Here is a 20,890-nt window from a genome sequence, read left to right as displayed (position 1 = left end):
TCCTTTCAAATTTCAATTGTACGCTAATTTTTTCCAATAAAAAATCCGTCCTATCTTGGACGGAATTCTTAACAAATTATATTAGAAATCAACTTCATCTGGATCATTAGCGATTTTAGCAGCACCATGTAAACCATCTAGCTTCTTCATATCTTCTGGTTCAATATCAAAATCAAACACATCTGCATTTGCCTTGATGTAATCTGGGTGAACTGATTTTGGAAGTGGTAAAAAATTGTGATTCAATGACCATCTAATCAAAACTTGAGCAGGAGATTTGCCATACTTTTCTGCAATTTCATTAACTACTTCATTTGAAAGAAGGCCACCAGTTCCAAGAGGACTGTAAGCCTCATTCAAGATCCCTAAACTATCATTATATTTTACCAAGTCTTCTTGCATATCACTTGGATTAAGATAGTTTTGGTTCACTGCAGGCTTAATTTCTGCAGTTTTAAGCAGTTCATCAAGGTGATGCTTTCTAAAATTAGAAACCCCAATTGCACGAATCTTGCCAGCTTGAACAGCTTCTTCCATTGCTTGCCAGCTCTCTGCGTTAAGCTCAGCCCAGTTATCTCTCATAGCCGCTGGATTTGGCCAGTGAATCAAATAAAGATCAAGATAATCCAAACCTAACTTTTCCAAACTAGTATCAATGGCCTTTTTAGTGTTTTGATAACCATGATCACTGTTCCAAAGCTTAGTAGTTACAAAAAGCTCATGACGGTTAATTCCACTCTTTTTAATTGCAGCCCCGACACTTTCTTCATTACCATATGCAGCAGCTGTATCGATATGACGATAGCCGCTATTAAGAGCAGCAAGTACAGACTCTTCTGCTACTTGACCGTCAGGAGTTTGCCAAGTGCCAAAGCCAATGATTGGAATTTCGACACCATTATTTAATTTGTATGTCTCTGTTAGTGAGTTAAAGTCCATATTCTTTCCTTCTTTTAAAATACTGCTTGTTTAATCATAACAATCAAGTAAGTAATTTGTGAAATTATATGCCTCAAGTTTCACGTGTAACTTTCTTTATTTTTTACTAAAAATCTTCAATCTAAAGTCTTTCTAGGTCTTACTTTTAAGCTCTCATGCTATCCTAAAATACGAAAGAAGGTGTTTTAGATGATAGAAAATTTCGGTCAAGTTACCTTAATTGAAAATGCGACTGAAAGTGAACTAGCCAAAATTGCTGCAGAACGAAATTTAGATCCAACAATTTTTGAAAAGATTAACTCAGCTACTAATGTTGCCCGTTTTTTAAAAATTGAATCAAATACATTTGCTTCGCCACATCTATTAGTTACTTTTGACTTACACGATACTCACGATCAAATTGAAACAGAACTCACACCAACAATCGCTATTTTCGATCATAATCAGCTACTGCTTTGTTCCTACGGTAATTTTATTGATCTAAAAAAAGAGCAGCTTATTCAAGCTTCTCCTCTCTCAATTATCATCAAGAATCTATTAATTAGTGCTAAACATATCGATAGAAAATTACGCCACATCAAAAATCAGATTGATTATCTAGATCAAGCCGCCAGAAAAACCACTAAAACTAAAGAACTTAAAAGTGTAACCGACTTAACAAGAAAACTAGTTTACTTAGAGCACACTTTGGATGATCAATTTAATACAATTGAAGAATTTTGTAATTATTTAACGGAAAACAAACTCACAACTAAAACTCAAATTAATGACTTAATGGTAAAAGAACGTCGATTGACTAAAACCATTCATATTCATCGTGACCTACTCGATTCCATCAATAGCCTTTTTACAGCAATGATGAATAGTCACTTAAACCATTTAATGAAATTTTTAGACTCAGCTGCTCTAATTATTTCTATCCCTGCTCTAATTAGTGGGATTTGGGGTATGAATGTCGGCGGACTCCCGGGTAAAGAAGATGATAATGGGTTTTGGCTGGTGATTTTAGCTGGTACTGTTTTATCTGTTATCTGTGGTATTTTACTTAAACAGAAAAAGTACAATGATTAATAAGCCTTTTCAAAGTTATTCTGCATAATTTTTACAAATTGAGCATAATTATCGACCTCAAATAAGGGATGCAAGTTCAAGATATTCCTACGATGACGATGATTGTACCAAATACTGTCAAAGCCATATTTTTCTGCACCTAAAATATCGGATTGCAATCCATCCCCGAAAAAAATCGTTTCATTAGGCCCAATTTCAGTTTGACTGAAAAAATAATCAAAAGTATGCTCATCAGGTTTAGAATAATGCGCTTCTTCAGAAGTAACAATTAGATCAAAATAATCCTTAATCCCTGCAAGCTCTAAACGATGATTTTGCATAAATTTTTCGCCATTACTTAAAACAGTTAGTTTATAGCCCGCTTTTTTAGCAAACTTTAAAGTATCCTCAACCCCAGGAAGCAACTTATGAGCCTGGCCAAAATATGACCGATACTCATCCATCGTTTTCTTACCATCTATCTCGAGTCCAAAATGTTCCTTAATAAAATCATGGAAAGTCATCTCACTTAAATCTTCATAAGTTAACTTTCCTTGTTCTAACTGTCGCCACAAGCCTTGATTGTAGGAATGATACTGCTTTTGTAAATCTGCATTTAATTCCCAATGATGACGATTAAACAAGCTCTTCAAGGCAAAATCTTCTGTAGCCGCAAAATCAATCAAAGTATCATCCACATCAAAAATAATCTGTTTATACTGCATAAAACTCCCCTTTCTAATAGTGACATTGACAAATCATTATAACAAGCATCTCAAGTTATTAAAACGAAGACGACTTTCTTTTAACTTTTTATTGACTTTCTCTAATTTTGAAACTACAATTCTAATTAACAAAAAACGAAAGGAAGATTTATCATGGCAGTTAAGTTTGAAGCAATTAATCGTTGGCAATTCCAGCACTAGGATTGTTTTCTGCCGTTTTGGTACAGATGCAATCCAAACGTTTTGCATCTGTGCTGGTAAATCTTTAAATAAAATTACCCGCACGATAAAAAATCTACGTGCGGGTTTTGTTTTGAGCATTTCCTGCAATTTCGGGAAATGCTCTTTTTGTTTATTTAGGAGGAAAAATGAAGCGATTAATTACTACCATTGTTGCGATATTCACCTTTTTAATCGTAGCTTTTATTGTAGAACTGCATCCCACAAGTCGATTAAATCCCACACCTACTGTCGGAATTTTGCAGACAATGAGTCATCCAGCTTTAGACCAAATTCATAAAGGAATTATTCAGGGTCTAAAAGAAGAAGGTTATATCAATCATAAAAATATCAAGATTGATTTTCAAAATGCCCAGGGTGATCAAAGTAATCTCAAATCAATGAGTGACCATTTTCAAAATCAAAATGCGGCTGTGACCATCGGCATTGCCACCCCAGCGGTGCAATCTTTAGCAAATGAAAGTGGCAATACCCCTGTAATTATGGGAGCCGTTAGCGACCCAATTGGAACTAGTTTAGTTAAAAGTATGAGTCATCCTGGTGGAAAAGTTACCGGAGTTCAAGATAAACAACCCGTTGGGGTTCAATTAGATCTCATCCGAACTATTATGCCCAAAATCAAAACAATTGGGGTAATTTACACGTCCAGTGATGATTCTTCAGCTGCTGAATACCGCGAATTTAAGAATTTGGCTGAAAAACATCATATTACTATCCGCCCTTACACAGTTACTTCTACCAACGACATTGAACAGGTTGCTCAAACCATGGTTAATAAAGTAGAAGCTGTATATGTTCCAACTGATAATACGGTTGCTTCAGGAATTGCCACTCTTTTAAAAGCAACAAATGCGGAAAAAATCCCTGTGTTCCCAGCTGCAGATACCATGATTAAGGCTGGAGGACTAGCTACCAGATCCGTCAGCCAATTCGACATGGGAATCCTTACGGGAAAGATGGCAGCCCAAGTTTTAAAAGGTAAAAAAACAGAAGATATGCCAGTAAGAAGAGTTACAAATTATGAAACAGTAATTAATGAGAAAACTGCTCAAAACTTGGGAATTACCATTCCAGATTCCGTAATTAAAGCTGCTCAAAAGAAAGGAAGGATTATTAAATGAGTTTAGTTACTTCTACTATCGGCCAAGGATTATTATGGGGAATTTTAGCCCTAGGGCTTTATTTATCCTTTAGAATTTTAAACTTTCCTGATATGACTGTTGAAGGAACTTTCCCCTTTGGAGCAGCGGTTTGTGTTGCAGCTCTTGTAAGAGGAGTGGATCCAGCAATTGCTACATTGCTTTCATTCATCGCTGGACTTGGCACTGGCCTTGTAACTGGCCTTTTATATACTAAAGGAAAAATTCCTATTTTATTAGCCGGAATTTTGACAATGACCGGAGTTTACTCGGTTAATCTCCGAATTTTAGGAAAAGCTAACGTTGGCCTTCTCAATCATGCCACTTTATTAAATGCAAAATTTTTGACCAAATTACCAGCAAACTTCCCTACGATCGTAGTGGGACTAATCTTTGCAATTTGTATTGTAATCTTACTTGCCCTATTTCTTAATACAGATTTAGGTCAGGCCTTCATTGCCACAGGAGATAATGAAAAGATGGCTCGCTCTTTGGGGATCAATACCGATAATATGAAAATCTTAGGTTTAATGGTTTCTAACGGGTTAATTGGTCTTAGCGGCGGCCTTTTAGCTCAAAACGGTGGTTACGCTGACGTTAACATGGGAATCGGAACAATGGTTATTGGTCTAGCTGCAATTATCATTGGAGAAGTTGTCTATGGTAAAAATCTTAGCCTTTCTGCCCGTTTAGTGGCAGTCGTAGTCGGCAGTATTTTATATCGCTTAGTTTTACTTTTAGTTCTTCAATTAGGCTTTAGTACCAACGACTTCAAATTAATTTCCGCAATTATTTTGGCACTTTGCTTAATGCTGCCATTATTCCAAAAGAAGTTTCATATTCATAAAATTTGGAAGAGAGGAATTGAAAAGCCATGAGTACACTTTTAGATTTAAAAAATATTACAACAACCGTTAATGCTGGAACTAAAGAAGAAAAAAAGATTCTTAAAAATATCAATCTCCAACTTGCGGACGGTGACTTTGTTACTTTGCTAGGCACGAATGGGGCCGGTAAATCAACATTGCTCAATATTATTAACGGGTCTCTTTTCCCTAGTGAAGGTCACGTCATTTTAGATAAGGAGGATTTAACTGCTTGGTCTGAAGTTAAACGTGCAAAATACATCTCCCAAGTGTTTCAGGATCCTAAAATGGGAACAGCTCCTAGAATGACCGTAGCAGAAAACTTGCTCCTAGCTACCAAGCGTGGTGAACATCGTGGCTTACGGATGCGCGGGCTTGATAAACACTTAGCTGAATTCAAAAAAATTACAGCCAAGCTTCCAAATGGGTTAAGTGAGCGACTAGATACTTTTGTAGGAAATCTCTCGGGGGGGCAAAGACAAACTTTAAGTTTTTTAATGGCAACTATTAAAAAGCCAAAGTTACTCTTACTTGATGAACATACTGCAGCCTTAGATCCTAATACTAGTCATCAATTATTAGAATTAACCAACCAAGTTGTCCAAAAGGATCATTTAACTTGTGTAATGATAACGCACCAATTAAAAGACGCCTTAAGATATGGAAATAGAATTGTTATTTTAAATAACGGAAAAATCGTTCTGGATGTGTGTGGCGAAGAAAAAAACAAATTAACGGAAAAGGCTATACTTCAATACTTCACCGATTAAAAAACACTCTATCTAAAAATAAATTCCGAAAAAGCATGTTTTTGCCTTGCATTTAATAACACACGTTATATAATATAGTTGTCAGGTGAATGAGATAGAAATACGAGGTCTTTAATATGTTGAACATGAAGAAAGTTATCACTATTGTTTCTGGATTAGCTATGGCAATGAGTTTAACAAGTACAACTGCTGTGCAAGCTGCAAGTTTTCAAGCACCAAAGTTAGGTGTTGCCGAAACTGCTCCAACTAACCCAGCAATCAAAAAAGGTGAAAAAATCTTCGTTGTTGTTCAAGATACTAAGAAGCAGACAGTCAACGTTTACACTAAAGATGCTAAGAAGACATCTCAAACTGTAAAAATGGGAACTACTTGGACTGTTAAGGCCACTAAGAAGGTTGATGGAAAGAAGATCGTTCGCATTAATAAGTCTCAATGGCTTAATGCTCAAGACATCGTAAAGGACTAATTCTATCTGTGGGAAACATTCATCATAAGGACTTAGGAAGAAAAAAGAAGTATTCGATAGGAATACTTCTTTTTTTGCCAATCAAATTTCAATTTTGTTATTTATAATGATAAAATTTTATTTATTTGTTATCTTTTTTAACCTCAAAAGTGTCTTAGAACCCCATGATATCGGGCTTTAGGACACTTTTTATTTCTTTATAAAAATGCTTGCATTTAATAACGAATGTTATATAATATAGTTGTCAAGAGGAAATGAAGAGTTTTAGAATCGAAGGTATTTAAAATGAAGAAGTTAGTTAAAGTTGTTTCAAGTTTAGTTCTTGCTGTTAGTTTTTTAGGTGTTGGTTCAACTGTTAGTGCTGCTACTTTCAATGCTCCAAAGTTGGGTGTTGCCGAAGTTGCTCCAACTGATCCAGCCATTAAGAAGGGCGAAAAGATTTTCGTAACTGTCAAAGATACTAAGAAGCAAACTGTTGCAGTTTACAACAAGGATGCTAAGAAGACCAGTAAAACTGTCAAGATGGGTTCAACTTTTACTGCAAAAGATGTTAAGAAAGTTAACGGCAAGAAGATCGTTAAGATTTCATCAAACAAGTGGTTGAATACTAAAGATGTTGTAAAGGACTAATTGTTTTAAATACTTTTGATTCAATAAAAAATAGACATTCCAAACTTGGGATGTCTATTTTTATACCTTTTCTTAATTAATTTGGTGTATAATTTTCTCCATAGAAATCGGAGGTATGTATTATGCTTTCAATGTTATTAACACTGCTTTTGATTTGGCTATTTATCAAATTAGGAATTGGCCTTCTCAAAATTATGGCATTTTTAGTAGTGGCTGGAATTGTATTTGTATTTTTCACCCACCTACTATTACCATTGTTAGCACTTTTCCTCGTTGGAGGATTAGCATTTAGCGCAATAAAGTAATCCACAAAAGATTCACAGCTGTGAATCTTTTTCTATTTGTTTCAATTCTTCTAAAACTAGCTCTGAAAGTAATTCATATCCAGTTGCTCCAAAATGCAAGCCATCATCTTTTTGCCCATGGCAAAGCTCTGCAAGATTTCCTCGCTTTATCATTTCATGGAACAAATTAATGTAATGAAATCCATATTCCTCACTGACTTCTTCAACTTTTTTTGCATAAGACGCAACTAATTTGTTACTACGCACATGTTGCTTGTCTTCATCAACAGCAGGTGGTGAAATTAGTACAACCTTTTTCGGCCAATATAAACAAACAATCGCAGAAGCAATTAATTGCATATTCCTCTTAAACTGTTCAATGGGAACTTGCTTATGTGTTGCTAAATCATTTGTTCCTAGTAAAATCACAATTGCATCACATTGATCCTGCGTTAAAACCAATTCCGATAATCGGGCAAAAAATGCTCCTGAATTAATACCTGAAACAGCTGTATTGATTATTTTCAGAGTGGGCCAATTTCTTTTTAAATCTGCATTTAAATGAGGTTCTGAAAATCCTTCACATCGAGCAATGATACTATCGCCCGTCAATAATACTTTCATTTTTATCCTTCTTTTTTACGGATTTTACATCAATTACATCTAACAAGAACGTAAAAATTGGAACCCCGACAATTAATCCCCACGTTCCTAAAAAATGCTCTGCAACAAGCAATACTAAAAACGTGTAGAAAATTGGCAATTCAGTTTTACTGGACATAAACTTCGGATTTAAGACATAGGCTTCAATCGCATGAATAATCATAATAATGATGAAAATATAAATCACATAACGAATTCCGCCTACAGAATAACCAATAATACTCAATGGAATTAATGAAATAATTACTCCAGCAACTGGAACTAAACTTAATATAAAGACCATTAATCCTAACGCAAAAATTTGAGGCATTTTCATCACTGCTAAGCAAATCATCGTCAAAGCCGTATTACAAATCGCGATAAAGAATTGGGCTTCTAACACTACACCAAATGTATTAATGAACTTTTTACCAAAGTAGCGAATGTCTTCAAATAACCATTTAAAATAGCCACTCTGAACAAACAAATTGGAAAATTCGTTCATTTTCTTTAGCTCAATTGTGTAGAAGAAACTTAAAATTAACGACATAAAGGTTGCAACAGTTAATGTACCTACACTGGCAGCGGCATGAACCATGATACTCATTCCATTTTTAGCTTGAGCAACGAGCTCAGATTTATTCACATAATGGGTCACATACTTTGTGACTCCTGACATTTGATCACTTTTATAAAACTCATAAACAGATTTCACCATCTTGCTAATTTGTGTTGCCAGCATTGGAAGATAGACGGTTATTACAAAATATAAGCCCAAAAGGATCAATAAATACGTGACGACGACAATTACTGTCGAAGGCACTTTAGGTAACTTTTTTTGTACCAAGCGAATTAGATGAACCACAATGTACGTAAATATAAACGTCAACAGGACTGTATTCATCATCGCGCGCATTTCATAAAGCACCAAAATAATTAATAATAGAACGACAAAACGACGAAACGGCACGTTTTTCTTAAATTTTTGCCATGCTGTTTGCATAAAATACCTCATTCCCAGGAAATAATTCTTGTCATTAATTTTAAAGCTAAACAAGAAAAATTAAAACTTTCACCTTACTTTCCTTAGTATATTTCTTGCGTCTTTAATTCGTTCATGATATTCTAATAAAAATACTTTTTTTAGCGAGGAATCTTGTTATGTTACTTATGTACACTACTTTAACTTCATCTTATTCCTCCTCAAGTTCTTCTGAACTTGAGTGATTTTGGTGTGCATAGAATTAGTAAAACCGAATTCACTCTTTGCCTTAAGATAAGCAATCTGTGAGTTCGGTTTTTTGTTTGGAGGGAAATATGGAACAAAATCAAAATGAACTTAAGCGATCACTGGGCTTTTGGTCAGCAATTTCTATCGTAGTTGGAACAATTATTGGATCAGGGATCTTTTTTAAACAAGCTTCAATTTTAGACAGTGCAGGCTCCTCTACCATGGCAATCTTAGCCTGGATATTTGGAGGAATTATTACCTTGGCAGCCGGATTAACTATCGCTGAAATCGGGGCCCAAATGCCATACACTGGTGGGCTCTACGTTTATATTGAAAATTTGTATGGTAGAATCTGCGGATTTTTAGCGGGATGGATGCAAATTATCGCTTATGGACCAGCTATTATTGCTTCTGTAGCCGGATTTATGAGTATTATGATGGCTAATTTGTTTGGTTTAGGAACTGAATGGCGCATTCCTCTAGCTTTAATTACTGTGATCGCTATTGGGGCGATGAATTTCTTCGAAAATAAAGTTGGCGCAGCCTTTTCCGTAATTACCACAATCGCAAAAATGATCCCGATCGCCGCAATCATTATTTTTGGTATTTTTTGGGGTCATGAAGATGCCCTTAATCAAACAGTAGGTGAAATTAGCCGCAGCGGTGGCGGCTTTGGAGTTGCCGTTTTAGCAACGCTTTTTGGATATGATGGTTGGATCTTGATTGCCAATCTAGGTGGGGAAATGAAGAATCCTCAAAAGCTTCTTCCAAAAGCAATTATCTTAGGAATCAGCTCTGTTTTACTTATCTACACTTTAATCACAATTGGGATTTTTAGATTTTTACCAGCTGCGGAAATCCATCGTCTTGGTGAAAACGCAACTTCTTATCTAGCCGTGAAAGCCTTTGGTAATCTCGGAGGAAAGCTTCTTTCAATTGGAATCATCATTTCAATGATGGGAACTTTAAATGGAAAAATGATTACTTTCCCTCGGATTACTTATGCAATGGCTAAGCGTGGAGATTTACCATTTTCTAAATTCTTATCCTATGTAACGCCTAAGGGAAAATCACCTATTATTGCAACGCTGTTCTTGATTATTTTGTCAGCAATTATGATGGTTTTCTTTGATCCAGATAAATTATCAGATCTCTGTGTATTTACAGTTTATTGCTTCTACTTAATGGCATTTTTCGGAATCTTTATTTTAAGAAAGAAGCACTCCACTCGACCATTCAGCACACCACTTTATCCACTTGTTCCATTTATCGCTATTGCCGGGGGAATATTCGTTTTAATCAGCGAATTATTCAACGATCCAGCTGGGGTATTATTCTTCATCGGACTTGTAATTGTGGGGTTGCCAATTTTTTACGCAGTCAAACGAATGGACCAAAAACGAATGAAATAAGAAAGTCGTCTTTATTGGCGGCTTTTTTAAATATGCTTTTTGAGCCATTTTTCATATTGGGTCACGTACCAACTGTCGTAAGGTCTATTATTGGCTAAATAAAACTCTTTATTTGTCTTCATAATGTATCCCACTAATGGATTCTTATCCGTAATTGCATCGGGAATGGGTTCCGTCTCACGATCTTCAAGCAAGTGAATTTTAGTGGGACGTTCAAGTCCATATTCTTTTTGCTGGGCTTGAGTATAGTAACCTTTCGTGTAACTAGTCACGCGCCCATCAAAGATAATGACGTCCCCATCCCTCAACTTACCTATTTTACTAAAGCCTCGAGTATAGTTCACCCAAAGATGGTCTGCCACAACAGTTTCTTGAAATTTCACATCTTTTAGCAGTAACGTTGGTAAAAAGTGATCACCGTAGTTTCTTTTAAACCCCACTCCTCCGTATAAAGCTTGATAAGTATGCCGTTCTTTGCGGCCAATTTTCTTTAATTCTGTTCGCATCGTTTTTCTCCCAATTTAGAATCCATTCCATTAAAGCATCCCTCCTCAAAAATAAACACTAGCCATTTCAATTTATTGATGAAAAATTTTTAGTTAATTGAAAATTCAAAAGAATGATTTGTCTTTCATTAATTTTTTCCAAAACAAAAAACGATCCTTTGATCGCTTAATATTGATGTATTTTATTGTTCAAAACGGGTTTAATCTGTACTATATATGATACAATCCCAATCAAAAGCCACACTAGCGCATTCAAGCAGCTCATCCACAAGCTAGTATGATTAAGCTTAATGAAATTGACCACTTCATAAAATGGAAAGCCATAACTGATAATCATCAGCCACTTAGGATATTGAGAAACAAGCACTAAAACTCCAGAAACAATTGTGATAATTGAGATGAACAAATTCGCAAAAAAGTAGGGATTGCTCATCTGCCAAGATAAGCTCCAACTCGTAAAGCCTAAAATTGTCCCAAAAATACAAGCCAGCGGCAAAATAACTAAGCTCTTCAATAAGATAGTCAATGATAATCCTAGAGGCCAGAGCAAAACTAAGTTAATCACACCTAAAACAATTCCTGCAATCAAAGAAGTCAGAGCCTTGGTTTTCCAATAATAAAAACTGTACGGACGCTTGGAAATTACCTCGATATCAATTTTCAAATTCGCATCGGTAATTAAAAGCTGTGACATGGCTTGCAGCGACAAAGCCGCACTGTCAATCACCACTGAAGCTGCTGCCACATACCAATTGAAGCTGTTGCTATATTGAAGATCAATCAACACTAGCAGCAAAATATTGATAATTGGAAGAAGCAAGAAATAAACGAATCTTGTCCGCCAATTCGACAAAAATGAAAGTGAAGAAAATTGCGTTGCCATTATATTATTCTCAACGTTCCTTTCTTTCTAGCTAAATCATTGATTCTTCTAACCATGACTAGAATCAACACGATCCAAATTGCTAAACTACAAATATAAGCGCCAATATTGATGGCTGCACTTGAATAAAGCAAAACCTTTACGGGCATCGTCATTGGTAAAAAGTACTGTGATACATTCATTAAAGGTAAGGTCAGGGCTTTGTTTCCAAAAAGACCTGTTAAAAGTAAAATTGGTACATCAATCAAAGCTTCATAGACCAAGGCGTTCGGTGTCAAAGTAAAGAAAGCCGCAATCAAGATGTCAATCGTTGTAGCGCCAATCCACAACAAGATCACCATTAAGATAAACTTTAAATCAATTTTCCCAGTAGAAACGGAGAAGATTTTGGCCAAAAGCCAAGCTAACGGGAAAGAGATCAAGCCATAACTTGACGCCGGTAAAAGAAGTGCAATTAGCGATCCGCGTTCGTCATAACGCGTGTTAACGATATAAGGAAGCGTTCCTTGAAATCTTTGATATCCAATACTTCCAGCAGCCGTTGTGCATGATGACCATAAACCAAACACAGCACTTCTAATCCAAACCATGGGATCGTTTAAGCCGTGATTAGCGTAAGCAATCGTATATTGCAGAATGAAAATACTGACCGTGCTAGTGATTGTCAGCCAAAAGAAGTACTGATTTGAAATGTAAAGTTTGAATTGAAACCAAAATAATCGTAAAAATCTCATCCATTATCTCCGTAATTGTGGTGCCAAAGCCAAGTAAGATTCTTCTAAGGTAGCAGGTCGATCAATGCGCTTCACTTTAGACATTTCCACAATATCTTCAACAGTTCCCTTAGCATGAATTTTACCAGCACCAAGTAAAACAATTTGATCAGACAGAGCTTCAACTTCCGACATCATATGACTCGTTAGCAGAATACTGATGCCTGATTGCGCCAAGTTCTTTACTACATTTCTAATATTGGTAGCAATCTCGACATCCAAGCCATCAGTAGGCTCATCAAGAAGCAATAATTGCGGATTGCCCAGAAGTGCCCGCGCAATGTGCATCCGCTGTTTCATCCCTTTTGAGAAAAATTGCACCTTCTTATTCATATCGTCTTTCAAATTAACAATATCAAGCACACGCTCAATCTCAGCTTTTTGTTTACGATGCGGAATCTTAGCTAAATCTGCGAAAAAAGACATATTCTGCTTGGCCGTTGCTCTCCCATAAAATCCGAGATCTCCACCAAAAGAAACGCCAATATTATCACGAGATCGAGTTTTTATAACGTCTTCGCCATTAATGATGACTTGACCTGACGTCGGCAATAAATAGCCACCAATTATAGAAACGATAGTCGTTTTGCCTGCTCCATTTGGTCCAAGGAGAGCCACAATTTCACCTTCTTTAATGTCAAAGGAAACATCATCTAAAGCAATGAATTCCTTGCCATTATCGTTATACACTTTTCTCAAATTTTTGATTGTTAAGTAGTCTATCATGTTAGTTTTTACTTTCTATCTAAGTTATTCTTTAATTATTTCAAATTTTTATACAGTTATTCAAAAAGTTGTGTCACACTAAACTAAATTTTCCAACCTGCCACCCTATCTTTAAATCCACAGAAGACTAAAAAGTTCTTAATTTCTTTCGCTTGTTCCTTCCTCCCTTTAAACAACGCATCATAAAACTTGTAACAAATCTTATACATAAGAAAGTGATTTCGATTGTCCAATTTATTTAGGTACTCCAAAGCCGAATTGATATTATTCCCGGCAACGTGAAAGAAATAGCAATAATATAAATAGTTATTACAAATAATTCCTACTCGTTCTACCATCTTCTCCGACTCAATCTTTGACTTACTATAGTGCTTGAGCAACTGCCGCATAAATACATCCAATTGCTCTGTAGTAAATACTTGTAAGCAATTAGCAAAAAGTTTTAGGGAGTCAACATTTTCAACCCAATTACTATGATCAGTAAATTCTGCCAAAACTTTTTCTTTAAATTCTATAGTTAGCTCATCTAACTTATTCTCAAACATTGCAACCGAAATAATAGAGCGATATTTTAAGATTGTATGTCCATCTAACTTCAAAATTTGGGCTAAACACTCTTTAGCCTTTTCTGTATCAGAATTATTAAAAGCCTGTCTCATTGAATTTTCTAGCTCTTCGACATTAACATCCTCTGAAGAACGATAATTTTTCCTAACTTTTTCAAAAAACTGATCCACATCAACATTATGAATAAACAAAATTCTAAAAAGGCTATCGGCAGAAATTCCCTCTAGTCCTCTTTCAATTTTAGAGTAATGACTTTTATGAATCACACCACCTATCATTTCTTCTTGCGTCAATCCCAATTGCTTTCTGATTTTCTTCAATTGCTGGCCAATTATTTTATCTTTTTCCATACTTTTATACCATCAAGCTTTTTCTAAATCTTTAATTTGGGGTCAATAGACTACACTTTTTTATATTTACAATGTATCTGCTAACTTTTGATAGCCCCAATCAACTAAGTTGTGCCTGATTTTCTTTGCTTCATTTCTATTTCCTTTGATTAATTCAAAATAAAATTTTCCAACTTCCTTATAAACTAATAAATGTACATCTTTCATCTGCATTAAATATTCCATTGAATCATCTACAAGGTCTATATTTATTTTTCTTTCATAGCAACTCACTAAATAATTATTTAGTAATACTGCAATTCTTCTTCCTTCAATCTCTGATTTCGGTTTAGATTTTTTAGCTTTCCTCAAAAATTCTGATACTAAAATATTCAATTGTTCATTTGATAAAATTGGCATTGTATTTGCAAAAAGCCGAATTATAGATACATTCTGCGTAATATTATTACTCTTATAAATTTCTTCCACTATTTCTTTTCTTATATTTTCATCGAGATCATCTAATTTTTTATCCAAGTACGCAATTGCTACAATTGCCCGTAACTTCAGTATTCTTTGGCCCTTTAATTTCATAATACTTTGGCAAACCTGTTTACACTCATTAACGTCTTTCTTTTCAAAGGCTACTCTCATAGCTTTGTCTAGTCTTTCAGCCTCTAGATTTTCATTTGATTTCACTTTTTCGAAAAATTGAGCAAAGTCTATATTATTCTTTTGAAGAAGTTGAATTAACTTTTCTGAACTTAATACGCCATTGTTTTCTTCAACTTTTCCATAAAATTTTCGATCCACTACCCCTTTAGAAAACTTATATCTTGATAATCCTAAATTTTCACGTTCTTCTTTTAATGCTTCACCTATTGTCATGTTTACCTCTCAAAATCATATCTAAATTCTAGCTTCATTCAATTCAATTTGCGATAACGCAAATTTAAGAGAGCAATTTATGTAGAAAGTTTTGGCAATTACTATCTCTTAATAGATTTTCTATTTTTGAGACTTCCATTTCTTCTCCCTTAAATAAACTCTCAAAATAGTAACCTAAAATTTTGTTGAACATTAATGAGGGCGTGTCAGACAGATGCCTCAATAATTCGATGGTTTCAGGTACATTTTTAGTCGTTTGATTTTTGAAACTGGTATATAAAAAATTAAGGCAAATAGATGAAATTCTCTCTTGAATTTGTACATCCCTCGAAGAAATATCATCATAAGTCTTCAAAATCTGCGCCATTAGTACCGGTGCTACATCTTTATCAATAATTTGCATTGCGTTACTAAATAATCGCAAAGAATCCCGTTTTTTAGTCCAATCAGAAGTTGAGAAAGCATTTTGTGAAATATCCTTTTTGACATCTTCGTCTATTTCCAGAATAGTATTATTTAAAACTGCCACAGTGATAATTGCGCGCAACTTCAACTCCCTATTCTTTTTAAGCTTATTAATCGATTTTTGAACTGCTTTAGCACCATTTAAATCGTTATTATAAAAGTGCATCGTCAGTTTTTGAGATAATTCTTCTGCATTAATTTTTCTGTCACTCTGCAGTCTATATTGATGTTTAACTTCTTGTAAAAATCGCATGGTATCTATTTCATCATTCTTCTCTAAAATCTCGAAGAGCACATTCGCATCAATTTGATGTATACCATTTTCGATTTTGGAATATTGTCCTACGGAGATGATTGAGCCATCTTTAGTAATATCGGCTTGCGTCAATCCCAACTGCTTTCTGACTTTCTTTAATTGCTGGCCAATTATTTTGTCTTTTTTCATCTTGATTTTCCCTCACTCTGTTCAAATTACACTTATCAATTATAATGGACTTAATATTTCAATTATTGAAGGAGAAAAAATGAGCCATAAGCAAACTATAATTAATAAACGTGAAGTCAAAGCAAGAGTAAGATTTTTCAGACCAAGCCAATAGATTTTTAGAAAAGGAAGCACATTATGTCTGAAAAATTAATCGATACTGTTGTTACAAAAGACGACTTAAAGATCGCTTTTAAGAAACTCGACCTTCAATCTACCGACGTCTGCATGGTTCACAGTGCCATGAGCAAATTTCAATATTTAGTCGGTGGGCCCGAAGCAATCGTAAAGTCACTTGAGGAAACATTGTCCAGAGGCACCCTTATGATGCCATCTCAAATTTCAATGAATTGTGATCCTGCAACTTGGGAATATCCTCCAGTTCAAAAAGATCTCATTCAAGTTATTCGCGATACTATGCCACCCTATGATCCGCAAACTTCTCCGACTTCTGGCTTAGGCATAACGCCAGAATACTTTAGAAATCTTCCAGATGTGGTTCGTAGTTCTCATCCCTATTTGCCAATTACTATCTGGGGTAAAAACGCAGCCAAGATTGCTAGTAAGCAGCCATTAGATATGCCTTACGGAATTGATAGCCCACTAGACTATCTCTATGAACACCATGGAAAGATCATTTTCTTAGGAACGGATTATGAAACGTGCACAATGCTCCATTACGCCGAATCGATGATTCATCGTAAGCGTGAAACTTATTCTGCTGCAACGAGTATCGATCAAAATGGAAAAACAATTTGGACGAATTACCAAAATGTTGATTTAGATTCCTATGATGATTTCAACGAGTTAGGCGAAGCTTTTGAAAAGAAATTTCCCGGGAAATTCTCGACCTTAAAGTTAGGCCATGGCATTATCAAAGTTATTAACAGTACCGCTTTAATTGATTTTGCCCGAGAATGGTTCGACAAGAAAGACCAGCAATTTGGTAATGCAATAGACTAAAAAAGGAGTAGCCACATGGCTACTCTTTTATTTTTTATTGAATAAATAGATGGTAAGTCATTATTAATTTGATCAAATAATAATTTATGAAATATATACATTTAGCTGACAAAGCGTTACCTTTTGACTTAAGAAAAGAAATTAATTTTTTGGTAAAGCAAAATCCCTTCAGAGGAGATTTGCTTTTTTTATTATTTTTTGGATGTAGAATGTAACTAGAATTTGTAATGAGGAAAGGATGACAAATAGGATTATCGTAAATTATCTTGTTTTACCTGAATAATACTTTTTATTGTTCTAAATATATTTTTTAGGACAATGTATAAATGGTACAAAGTGAATAATTTTAGAGGAAATTGAAAAGAGATAAATAAAATGATGAAATCTAAAAAAACTCTTATAGCTACACTTGCTACAACTTCAATAGCAGCTTTACTTGCCTTAAATCCAGTTACTATTAATGCTGCAACTAAATCGGTAAATACTACCCAGATTCAAAAGAATGATAAACAATATGTAATTAAAAATTCTCCTGAACTTAGTAAATGGGGCTATATCGTAAATGTTAATTCGCCTGAACAGCCTGTCTTTGTGGGTAAAGACAGCTATAAAAAAATGCTAAATAATCAATTTTTCAAGGGTTCAAAAGTTGCCAATCCTAAAAAAATTAAAAATGTCAGATTTAAAATTGTTAAAACTATGACATTTAAGAACGCAAATGGCGGTACACCACAATATTTAATTACATCTAAGAATCATAAATACAATGCTTGGACTACAGATGGCGAATTGCGATATTACGCCATCAATAGAAAGGCTCTTAAAGCAGTCGTTACACCATTAAAAAGAATACATAAAAGAAATTATGAAGGATTGCATAATCGAGAGGTTAAAAACAAGCATGATTTTAACTTAGCAGTAAAGGCAGCTAAAAAGTTAAAAGGAAATCAGCGTAAGTTCATTTTGGCATCATTGAATCAAATGAAAAAAGATAGCAGCACTGAAAATGACATAGGCAATATATTGGCATGGAGTGTTGGTGGATCCTGGAAGCTGAACGGATAAAACATACTAATTCACATATATAGATAGAAAGCGATAAATTGTTTTAATAGAACGGTTCATCACTTTTTTTTTATAATTGATTATAAAAAATCTACATAGCAATTGAGGTAATTCAATGAAAATTAATGAAGCATTAAAGGCGTTAAGAAAAGACCTAGATTTAACGCAAAAACAAATGATTAAGGGAACAGATATTACCGTAACACATTATTCTAAAATGGAAAAAGAACAAAATAGAATCTTTATTGATGATATATTTAAAATCTTAAAATGTAGAAATGTTTCAATTAGTTATTTCTTTACAAGATATTTTAATGAAAATAATCGACTTAATTATTCTGAAAAGCTAAATTTAGCCTTTTATAATAAAAATTTAGATGAGGCCCAAAAAATAAAGAAAGAAATTTTTCATGATAAAAGTACAACACATGAATTAAAAGATAGAGCAATATTAATTTTAGATGCTTTAAAGCAAAATTATAATTATGCAATTACCGAAGAAGTTATGAATTATTTTTTTAGATATAAAGATTGGACACAGAATGATGAGGCAATAATTATACTGGGTAATTCAATAAGAATTGATAATTTAATGAGTATGAAACCTCTATTATTAAAATTGGTAAAGAAGTATCCCAATTTAAACACTCATACAATAGAAAAACAACGTAGATTGGCTACAGTTGGAATTAATTATCTTTATACCCTGAGAAAAGCTCAAAAACAGTTAGATAATCCAACTATAAAAATATTAGACTGGTTAAAAACTATGTCTAATTTTCCAGAATTAGGTATATTAAAAGAATTATATGCATATTTCATGGCAGTATATACTGATCGAACTAATATTTCTCAAAATATAAAACAGGTTTTAAGAATATCTGGATATGAAAATATAAGTGAAAATTTACCAAATTAAAACTAGTTACAAAAAAGATGATCCTTAGATCATCTTTTCTGCATATTTATGATAATTCTAACAATGCATTAAACACTTCTTTCAATCTGTGAATGAGTAGCTTGACGTTTATTCAGACTTTGACGGCGAAATAAGGCTTGTTTTAATGTTGATTTAAATTCCTATGATGATTTCAACGAGTTAGGTTAGGCTTTTGAAAAGAAATTTCCCGGGAAATTCTCGACCTTAAAGCTAGATCATGGCATTATAAAAGTAATCAACAGTACAGCTTTGATTGATTTTGCCCGAGAATGGTTCGATAAGAAAGACCACCAATTTGGTAATGCAATAGACTAACAAAGGAGTAGCCACATGGCTACTCTTTTGTTCTTTTGTTCTCTTATTCTGTTGCTTGGTAGTTTTTGTTTGCTTTTTATAGGGGTTTTTATATATTGAATTTTACGTTCGTTATCTTATGCTAAAATATCAATTAGCGAAAAAGTGGAGAGGAAAAAATAAAAATGAAATCATTAAAGTTAATAATCATCTTAGCTAGTTTGTTAGGATTAACGGGATGCCATATATCCTACAATGGTTCAGCACCAAACACAACCACTGTAGGTAAGCCTGTTTCTAAAACATATGAAGAAAAGAAATTTACTCGTTTAAACATAAATAGTATTGATAACGATATTACATTCAAAGAAGGCAAAAGTTATCGTGTAATTTATAACGGATACCAAAAATTAATGCCCAACGTGAAGCAAGATAAGAACACCCTCACCATTAAAACTAAAAATACAGTAAAATTTTCGCATAAAAACCCAGTGCTGACTATTGAAATGCCAAAAACTTACCTTCAATCTGCTAAGATTTACACTACTAATGGGGATATTAATAGCTCAACTTTAATGATACACAGTGGTAGTCTTAAAACTGATAATGGAGATATTAGTTTAGATAATCTTTATTTAAAGAAGAAATTAAGTGTAAATACTGGAGATGGAGATGTAAATATTAATAATAGTAATGCAAAGGGATATAATCTTACTGCTGATAATGGAGATGTAAGCTTTAATGGTAATGACTATAATGATAGCTTTAAGAAAAATGTCTCTAGTAAATCAATATTACATGTATATTCGGATAACGGGGATATAAGTGTAAATTAATCCTATTCCTTTCTAAATTAATTTAGAGGAATTCTTACTTAATCAGTCTCAGAAAGATGAGTAATGAAAAGATACGTACAAACGCGTATCTTTTTTATTGTGTTAAATTACCAAGTTATCTTTTTATTTTTCCCTTTTTTAAACTAATGGGATGCAGTTAATTTTATGCCAATGATACTAATAACCAATAGTACAATAAAGATCCAAGTGACAGGTGAAAAATGATCGTGAAATAGGACTACTCCAACAATAATTGAACCCACCGCCCCAATTCCTGTCCAGACTGGATATGCAATACTCAACTGTAAGTCTTTAGTTGCTAGAATTAAACCGCCAAAGGAAAGAATCATTCCAATTATGGTAGCTATTGAATAGCCTAAAATCGAAAATCCTTCACTCATTTTCATCATAGTTGCCCATACAACTTCGAAAATGCCAGCAACTATTAAATAAATCCATGACATCGCTTTTCCTCCTAAAATAAAAAAGCCAAGTAACAATTACTTTCTTCAAAGGCCTAATGAAAGTAATTATTACTTGGCATCCCCGGCGGGATCTTATGATTTTGATCTATAGAAGCTTGATATTAGTCCTTCTTAGCCTTCTTAGCTAAGTCAATTCTGCATCCAATGCTTTCAACCTTTTCAAGACGCATTGTTGGGAATATAAAGCCATCATTCTTTACCCTCATTACACATAACTGAAGGTAGGTTTTAATTAGGCTAAAGCATGCTGTAGAATAATGTAAATATGAAATAATATTTATCGAATATAAA

General features: G+C 34.1%; 24 protein-coding genes. 12 read left to right on the top strand and 12 right to left on the bottom strand.

What is annotated here, in order from left to right; genetic code table 11:
• Nucleotides 1-81: 81 nt before the first annotated feature.
• A complete protein-coding gene (locus tag KBW87_RS00230; protein WP_057809623.1) occupies nt 82-939 on the bottom strand; it encodes an aldo/keto reductase in 858 nt (285 codons plus the stop codon).
• 189 nt (nt 940-1,128) lie between these two features.
• Here KBW87_RS00230 and KBW87_RS00225 point away from each other — a divergent pair, with 189 nt between their 5' ends.
• On the top strand, nt 1,129-2,010 hold the full coding sequence (locus tag KBW87_RS00225; RefSeq protein ID WP_057809625.1) for a magnesium transporter CorA family protein: 882 nt from the start codon (nt 1,129-1,131) through the stop codon (nt 2,008-2,010).
• On the opposite strand, the gene KBW87_RS00220 is transcribed toward KBW87_RS00225, so the two are convergent.
• Nucleotides 2,007-2,714 (bottom strand): YjjG family noncanonical pyrimidine nucleotidase, encoded by a 708-nt coding sequence (locus KBW87_RS00220; RefSeq protein WP_057809627.1) that lies wholly within the window; start codon nt 2,712-2,714, stop codon nt 2,007-2,009. The genes KBW87_RS00225 and KBW87_RS00220 overlap by 4 nt on opposite strands.
• A gap of 368 nt (nt 2,715-3,082) precedes the next feature.
• Between KBW87_RS00220 and trpX the strand changes: the two genes are divergently transcribed.
• The 6 genes from trpX (at nt 3,083) to KBW87_RS00190 (ending at nt 7,131) form a co-directional block, all read left to right on the top strand.
• On the top strand, nt 3,083-4,075 hold the full coding sequence (gene trpX, locus KBW87_RS00215) for a tryptophan ABC transporter substrate-binding protein (RefSeq protein WP_057809629.1): 993 nt from the start codon (nt 3,083-3,085) through the stop codon (nt 4,073-4,075).
• Nucleotides 4,072-4,971 (top strand): ABC transporter permease, encoded by a 900-nt coding sequence (locus KBW87_RS00210; protein WP_004039820.1) that lies wholly within the window; start codon nt 4,072-4,074, stop codon nt 4,969-4,971. The genes trpX and KBW87_RS00210 overlap by 4 nt, the downstream gene beginning before the upstream one ends.
• Nucleotides 4,968-5,729 carry an ABC transporter ATP-binding protein gene (locus tag KBW87_RS00205; RefSeq protein WP_057809631.1) on the top strand — a complete coding sequence of 254 codons (762 nt, stop codon included), beginning with the start codon at nt 4,968-4,970 and terminating at the stop codon, nt 5,727-5,729. The genes KBW87_RS00210 and KBW87_RS00205 overlap by 4 nt, the downstream gene beginning before the upstream one ends.
• A gap of 116 nt (nt 5,730-5,845) precedes the next feature.
• Complete coding sequence (locus tag KBW87_RS00200; protein ID WP_057809634.1) at nt 5,846-6,196, top strand: SLAP domain-containing protein; 351 nt, start codon at nt 5,846-5,848, stop codon at nt 6,194-6,196.
• A gap of 285 nt (nt 6,197-6,481) precedes the next feature.
• A complete protein-coding gene (locus KBW87_RS00195; protein WP_242368064.1) occupies nt 6,482-6,826 on the top strand; it encodes a hypothetical protein in 345 nt (114 codons plus the stop codon).
• Between the two features lie 122 nt (nt 6,827-6,948).
• Complete coding sequence (locus tag KBW87_RS00190; protein ID WP_057809156.1) at nt 6,949-7,131, top strand: hypothetical protein; 183 nt, start codon at nt 6,949-6,951, stop codon at nt 7,129-7,131.
• Between the two features lie 12 nt (nt 7,132-7,143).
• On the opposite strand, the gene KBW87_RS00185 is transcribed toward KBW87_RS00190, so the two are convergent.
• Together KBW87_RS00185 and KBW87_RS00180 are read right to left on the bottom strand one after the other, a co-directional pair.
• Nucleotides 7,144-7,734 (bottom strand): SGNH/GDSL hydrolase family protein, encoded by a 591-nt coding sequence (locus KBW87_RS00185; protein WP_057809154.1) that lies wholly within the window; start codon nt 7,732-7,734, stop codon nt 7,144-7,146.
• On the bottom strand, nt 7,709-8,755 hold the full coding sequence (locus tag KBW87_RS00180) for an AI-2E family transporter (protein WP_057809152.1): 1,047 nt from the start codon (nt 8,753-8,755) through the stop codon (nt 7,709-7,711). Before KBW87_RS00180 ends, KBW87_RS00185 begins: the two co-directional genes overlap by 26 nt.
• Before the next feature lie 314 nt (nt 8,756-9,069).
• Here KBW87_RS00180 and KBW87_RS00175 point away from each other — a divergent pair, with 314 nt between their 5' ends.
• Complete coding sequence (locus KBW87_RS00175; protein ID WP_057809150.1) at nt 9,070-10,395, top strand: APC family permease; 1,326 nt, start codon at nt 9,070-9,072, stop codon at nt 10,393-10,395.
• A gap of 26 nt (nt 10,396-10,421) precedes the next feature.
• Here the strand turns inward: KBW87_RS00175 and KBW87_RS00170 are convergent, their stop codons facing one another.
• From KBW87_RS00170 to KBW87_RS00140, 7 genes are all read right to left on the bottom strand, one after another.
• A complete protein-coding gene (locus tag KBW87_RS00170; protein ID WP_057809148.1) occupies nt 10,422-10,901 on the bottom strand; it encodes a hypothetical protein in 480 nt (159 codons plus the stop codon).
• Nucleotides 10,902-11,067: 166 nt separating this feature from the next.
• Nucleotides 11,068-11,784: a hypothetical protein gene (locus KBW87_RS00165; RefSeq protein WP_057809146.1), complete on the bottom strand. Its 717-nt coding sequence runs from the start codon at nt 11,782-11,784 to the stop codon at nt 11,068-11,070.
• Nucleotides 11,784-12,518 (bottom strand): hypothetical protein, encoded by a 735-nt coding sequence (locus KBW87_RS00160; protein ID WP_057809144.1) that lies wholly within the window; start codon nt 12,516-12,518, stop codon nt 11,784-11,786. The genes KBW87_RS00165 and KBW87_RS00160 overlap by 1 nt, the downstream gene beginning before the upstream one ends.
• A 3-nt stretch (nt 12,519-12,521) precedes the next feature.
• A complete protein-coding gene (locus KBW87_RS00155) occupies nt 12,522-13,283 on the bottom strand; it encodes an ABC transporter ATP-binding protein (RefSeq protein WP_057809142.1) in 762 nt (253 codons plus the stop codon).
• 83 nt (nt 13,284-13,366) lie between these two features.
• Nucleotides 13,367-14,200, bottom strand: a complete 834-nt coding sequence (locus KBW87_RS00150; protein ID WP_057809140.1) for a helix-turn-helix domain-containing protein — start codon at nt 14,198-14,200, stop codon at nt 13,367-13,369.
• A gap of 66 nt (nt 14,201-14,266) precedes the next feature.
• Complete coding sequence (locus tag KBW87_RS00145) at nt 14,267-15,067, bottom strand: helix-turn-helix domain-containing protein (protein ID WP_057809138.1); 801 nt, start codon at nt 15,065-15,067, stop codon at nt 14,267-14,269.
• 64 nt (nt 15,068-15,131) lie between these two features.
• The gene (locus KBW87_RS00140; protein WP_057809136.1) at nt 15,132-15,977 is read right to left on the bottom strand and encodes a helix-turn-helix domain-containing protein; all 846 of its coding nucleotides are present in this window, start codon (nt 15,975-15,977) and stop codon (nt 15,132-15,134) included.
• Nucleotides 15,978-16,154: 177 nt separating this feature from the next.
• Here KBW87_RS00140 and KBW87_RS00135 point away from each other — a divergent pair, with 177 nt between their 5' ends.
• The 4 genes from KBW87_RS00135 (at nt 16,155) to KBW87_RS00115 (ending at nt 20,114) form a co-directional block, all read left to right on the top strand.
• Complete coding sequence (locus tag KBW87_RS00135; protein WP_057809134.1) at nt 16,155-16,979, top strand: AAC(3) family N-acetyltransferase; 825 nt, start codon at nt 16,155-16,157, stop codon at nt 16,977-16,979.
• A gap of 375 nt (nt 16,980-17,354) precedes the next feature.
• Nucleotides 17,355-18,044 carry a hypothetical protein gene (locus KBW87_RS00130; RefSeq protein WP_255807095.1) on the top strand — a complete coding sequence of 230 codons (690 nt, stop codon included), beginning with the start codon at nt 17,355-17,357 and terminating at the stop codon, nt 18,042-18,044.
• Between the two features lie 115 nt (nt 18,045-18,159).
• Nucleotides 18,160-18,963, top strand: coding sequence for a helix-turn-helix domain-containing protein (locus KBW87_RS00125; protein WP_057809132.1), 804 nt, complete (start codon nt 18,160-18,162; stop codon nt 18,961-18,963).
• 500 nt (nt 18,964-19,463) lie between these two features.
• Complete coding sequence (locus KBW87_RS00115; RefSeq protein ID WP_057809130.1) at nt 19,464-20,114, top strand: DUF4097 family beta strand repeat-containing protein; 651 nt, start codon at nt 19,464-19,466, stop codon at nt 20,112-20,114.
• A gap of 143 nt (nt 20,115-20,257) precedes the next feature.
• Here KBW87_RS00115 and KBW87_RS00110 read toward each other — a convergent pair whose 3' ends face one another.
• Nucleotides 20,258-20,578 carry a DMT family transporter gene (locus tag KBW87_RS00110; protein WP_057809128.1) on the bottom strand — a complete coding sequence of 107 codons (321 nt, stop codon included), beginning with the start codon at nt 20,576-20,578 and terminating at the stop codon, nt 20,258-20,260.
• Nucleotides 20,579-20,890 lie beyond the last annotated feature (312 nt).

This window comes from Lactobacillus intestinalis, from assembly GCF_024397795.1.
Lineage (GTDB): Bacteria > Bacillota > Bacilli > Lactobacillales > Lactobacillaceae > Lactobacillus > Lactobacillus intestinalis.
The sequence above is the reverse complement of the archived record's forward strand: the minus strand, read 5'-3'. Positions and strand labels throughout refer to the sequence as shown.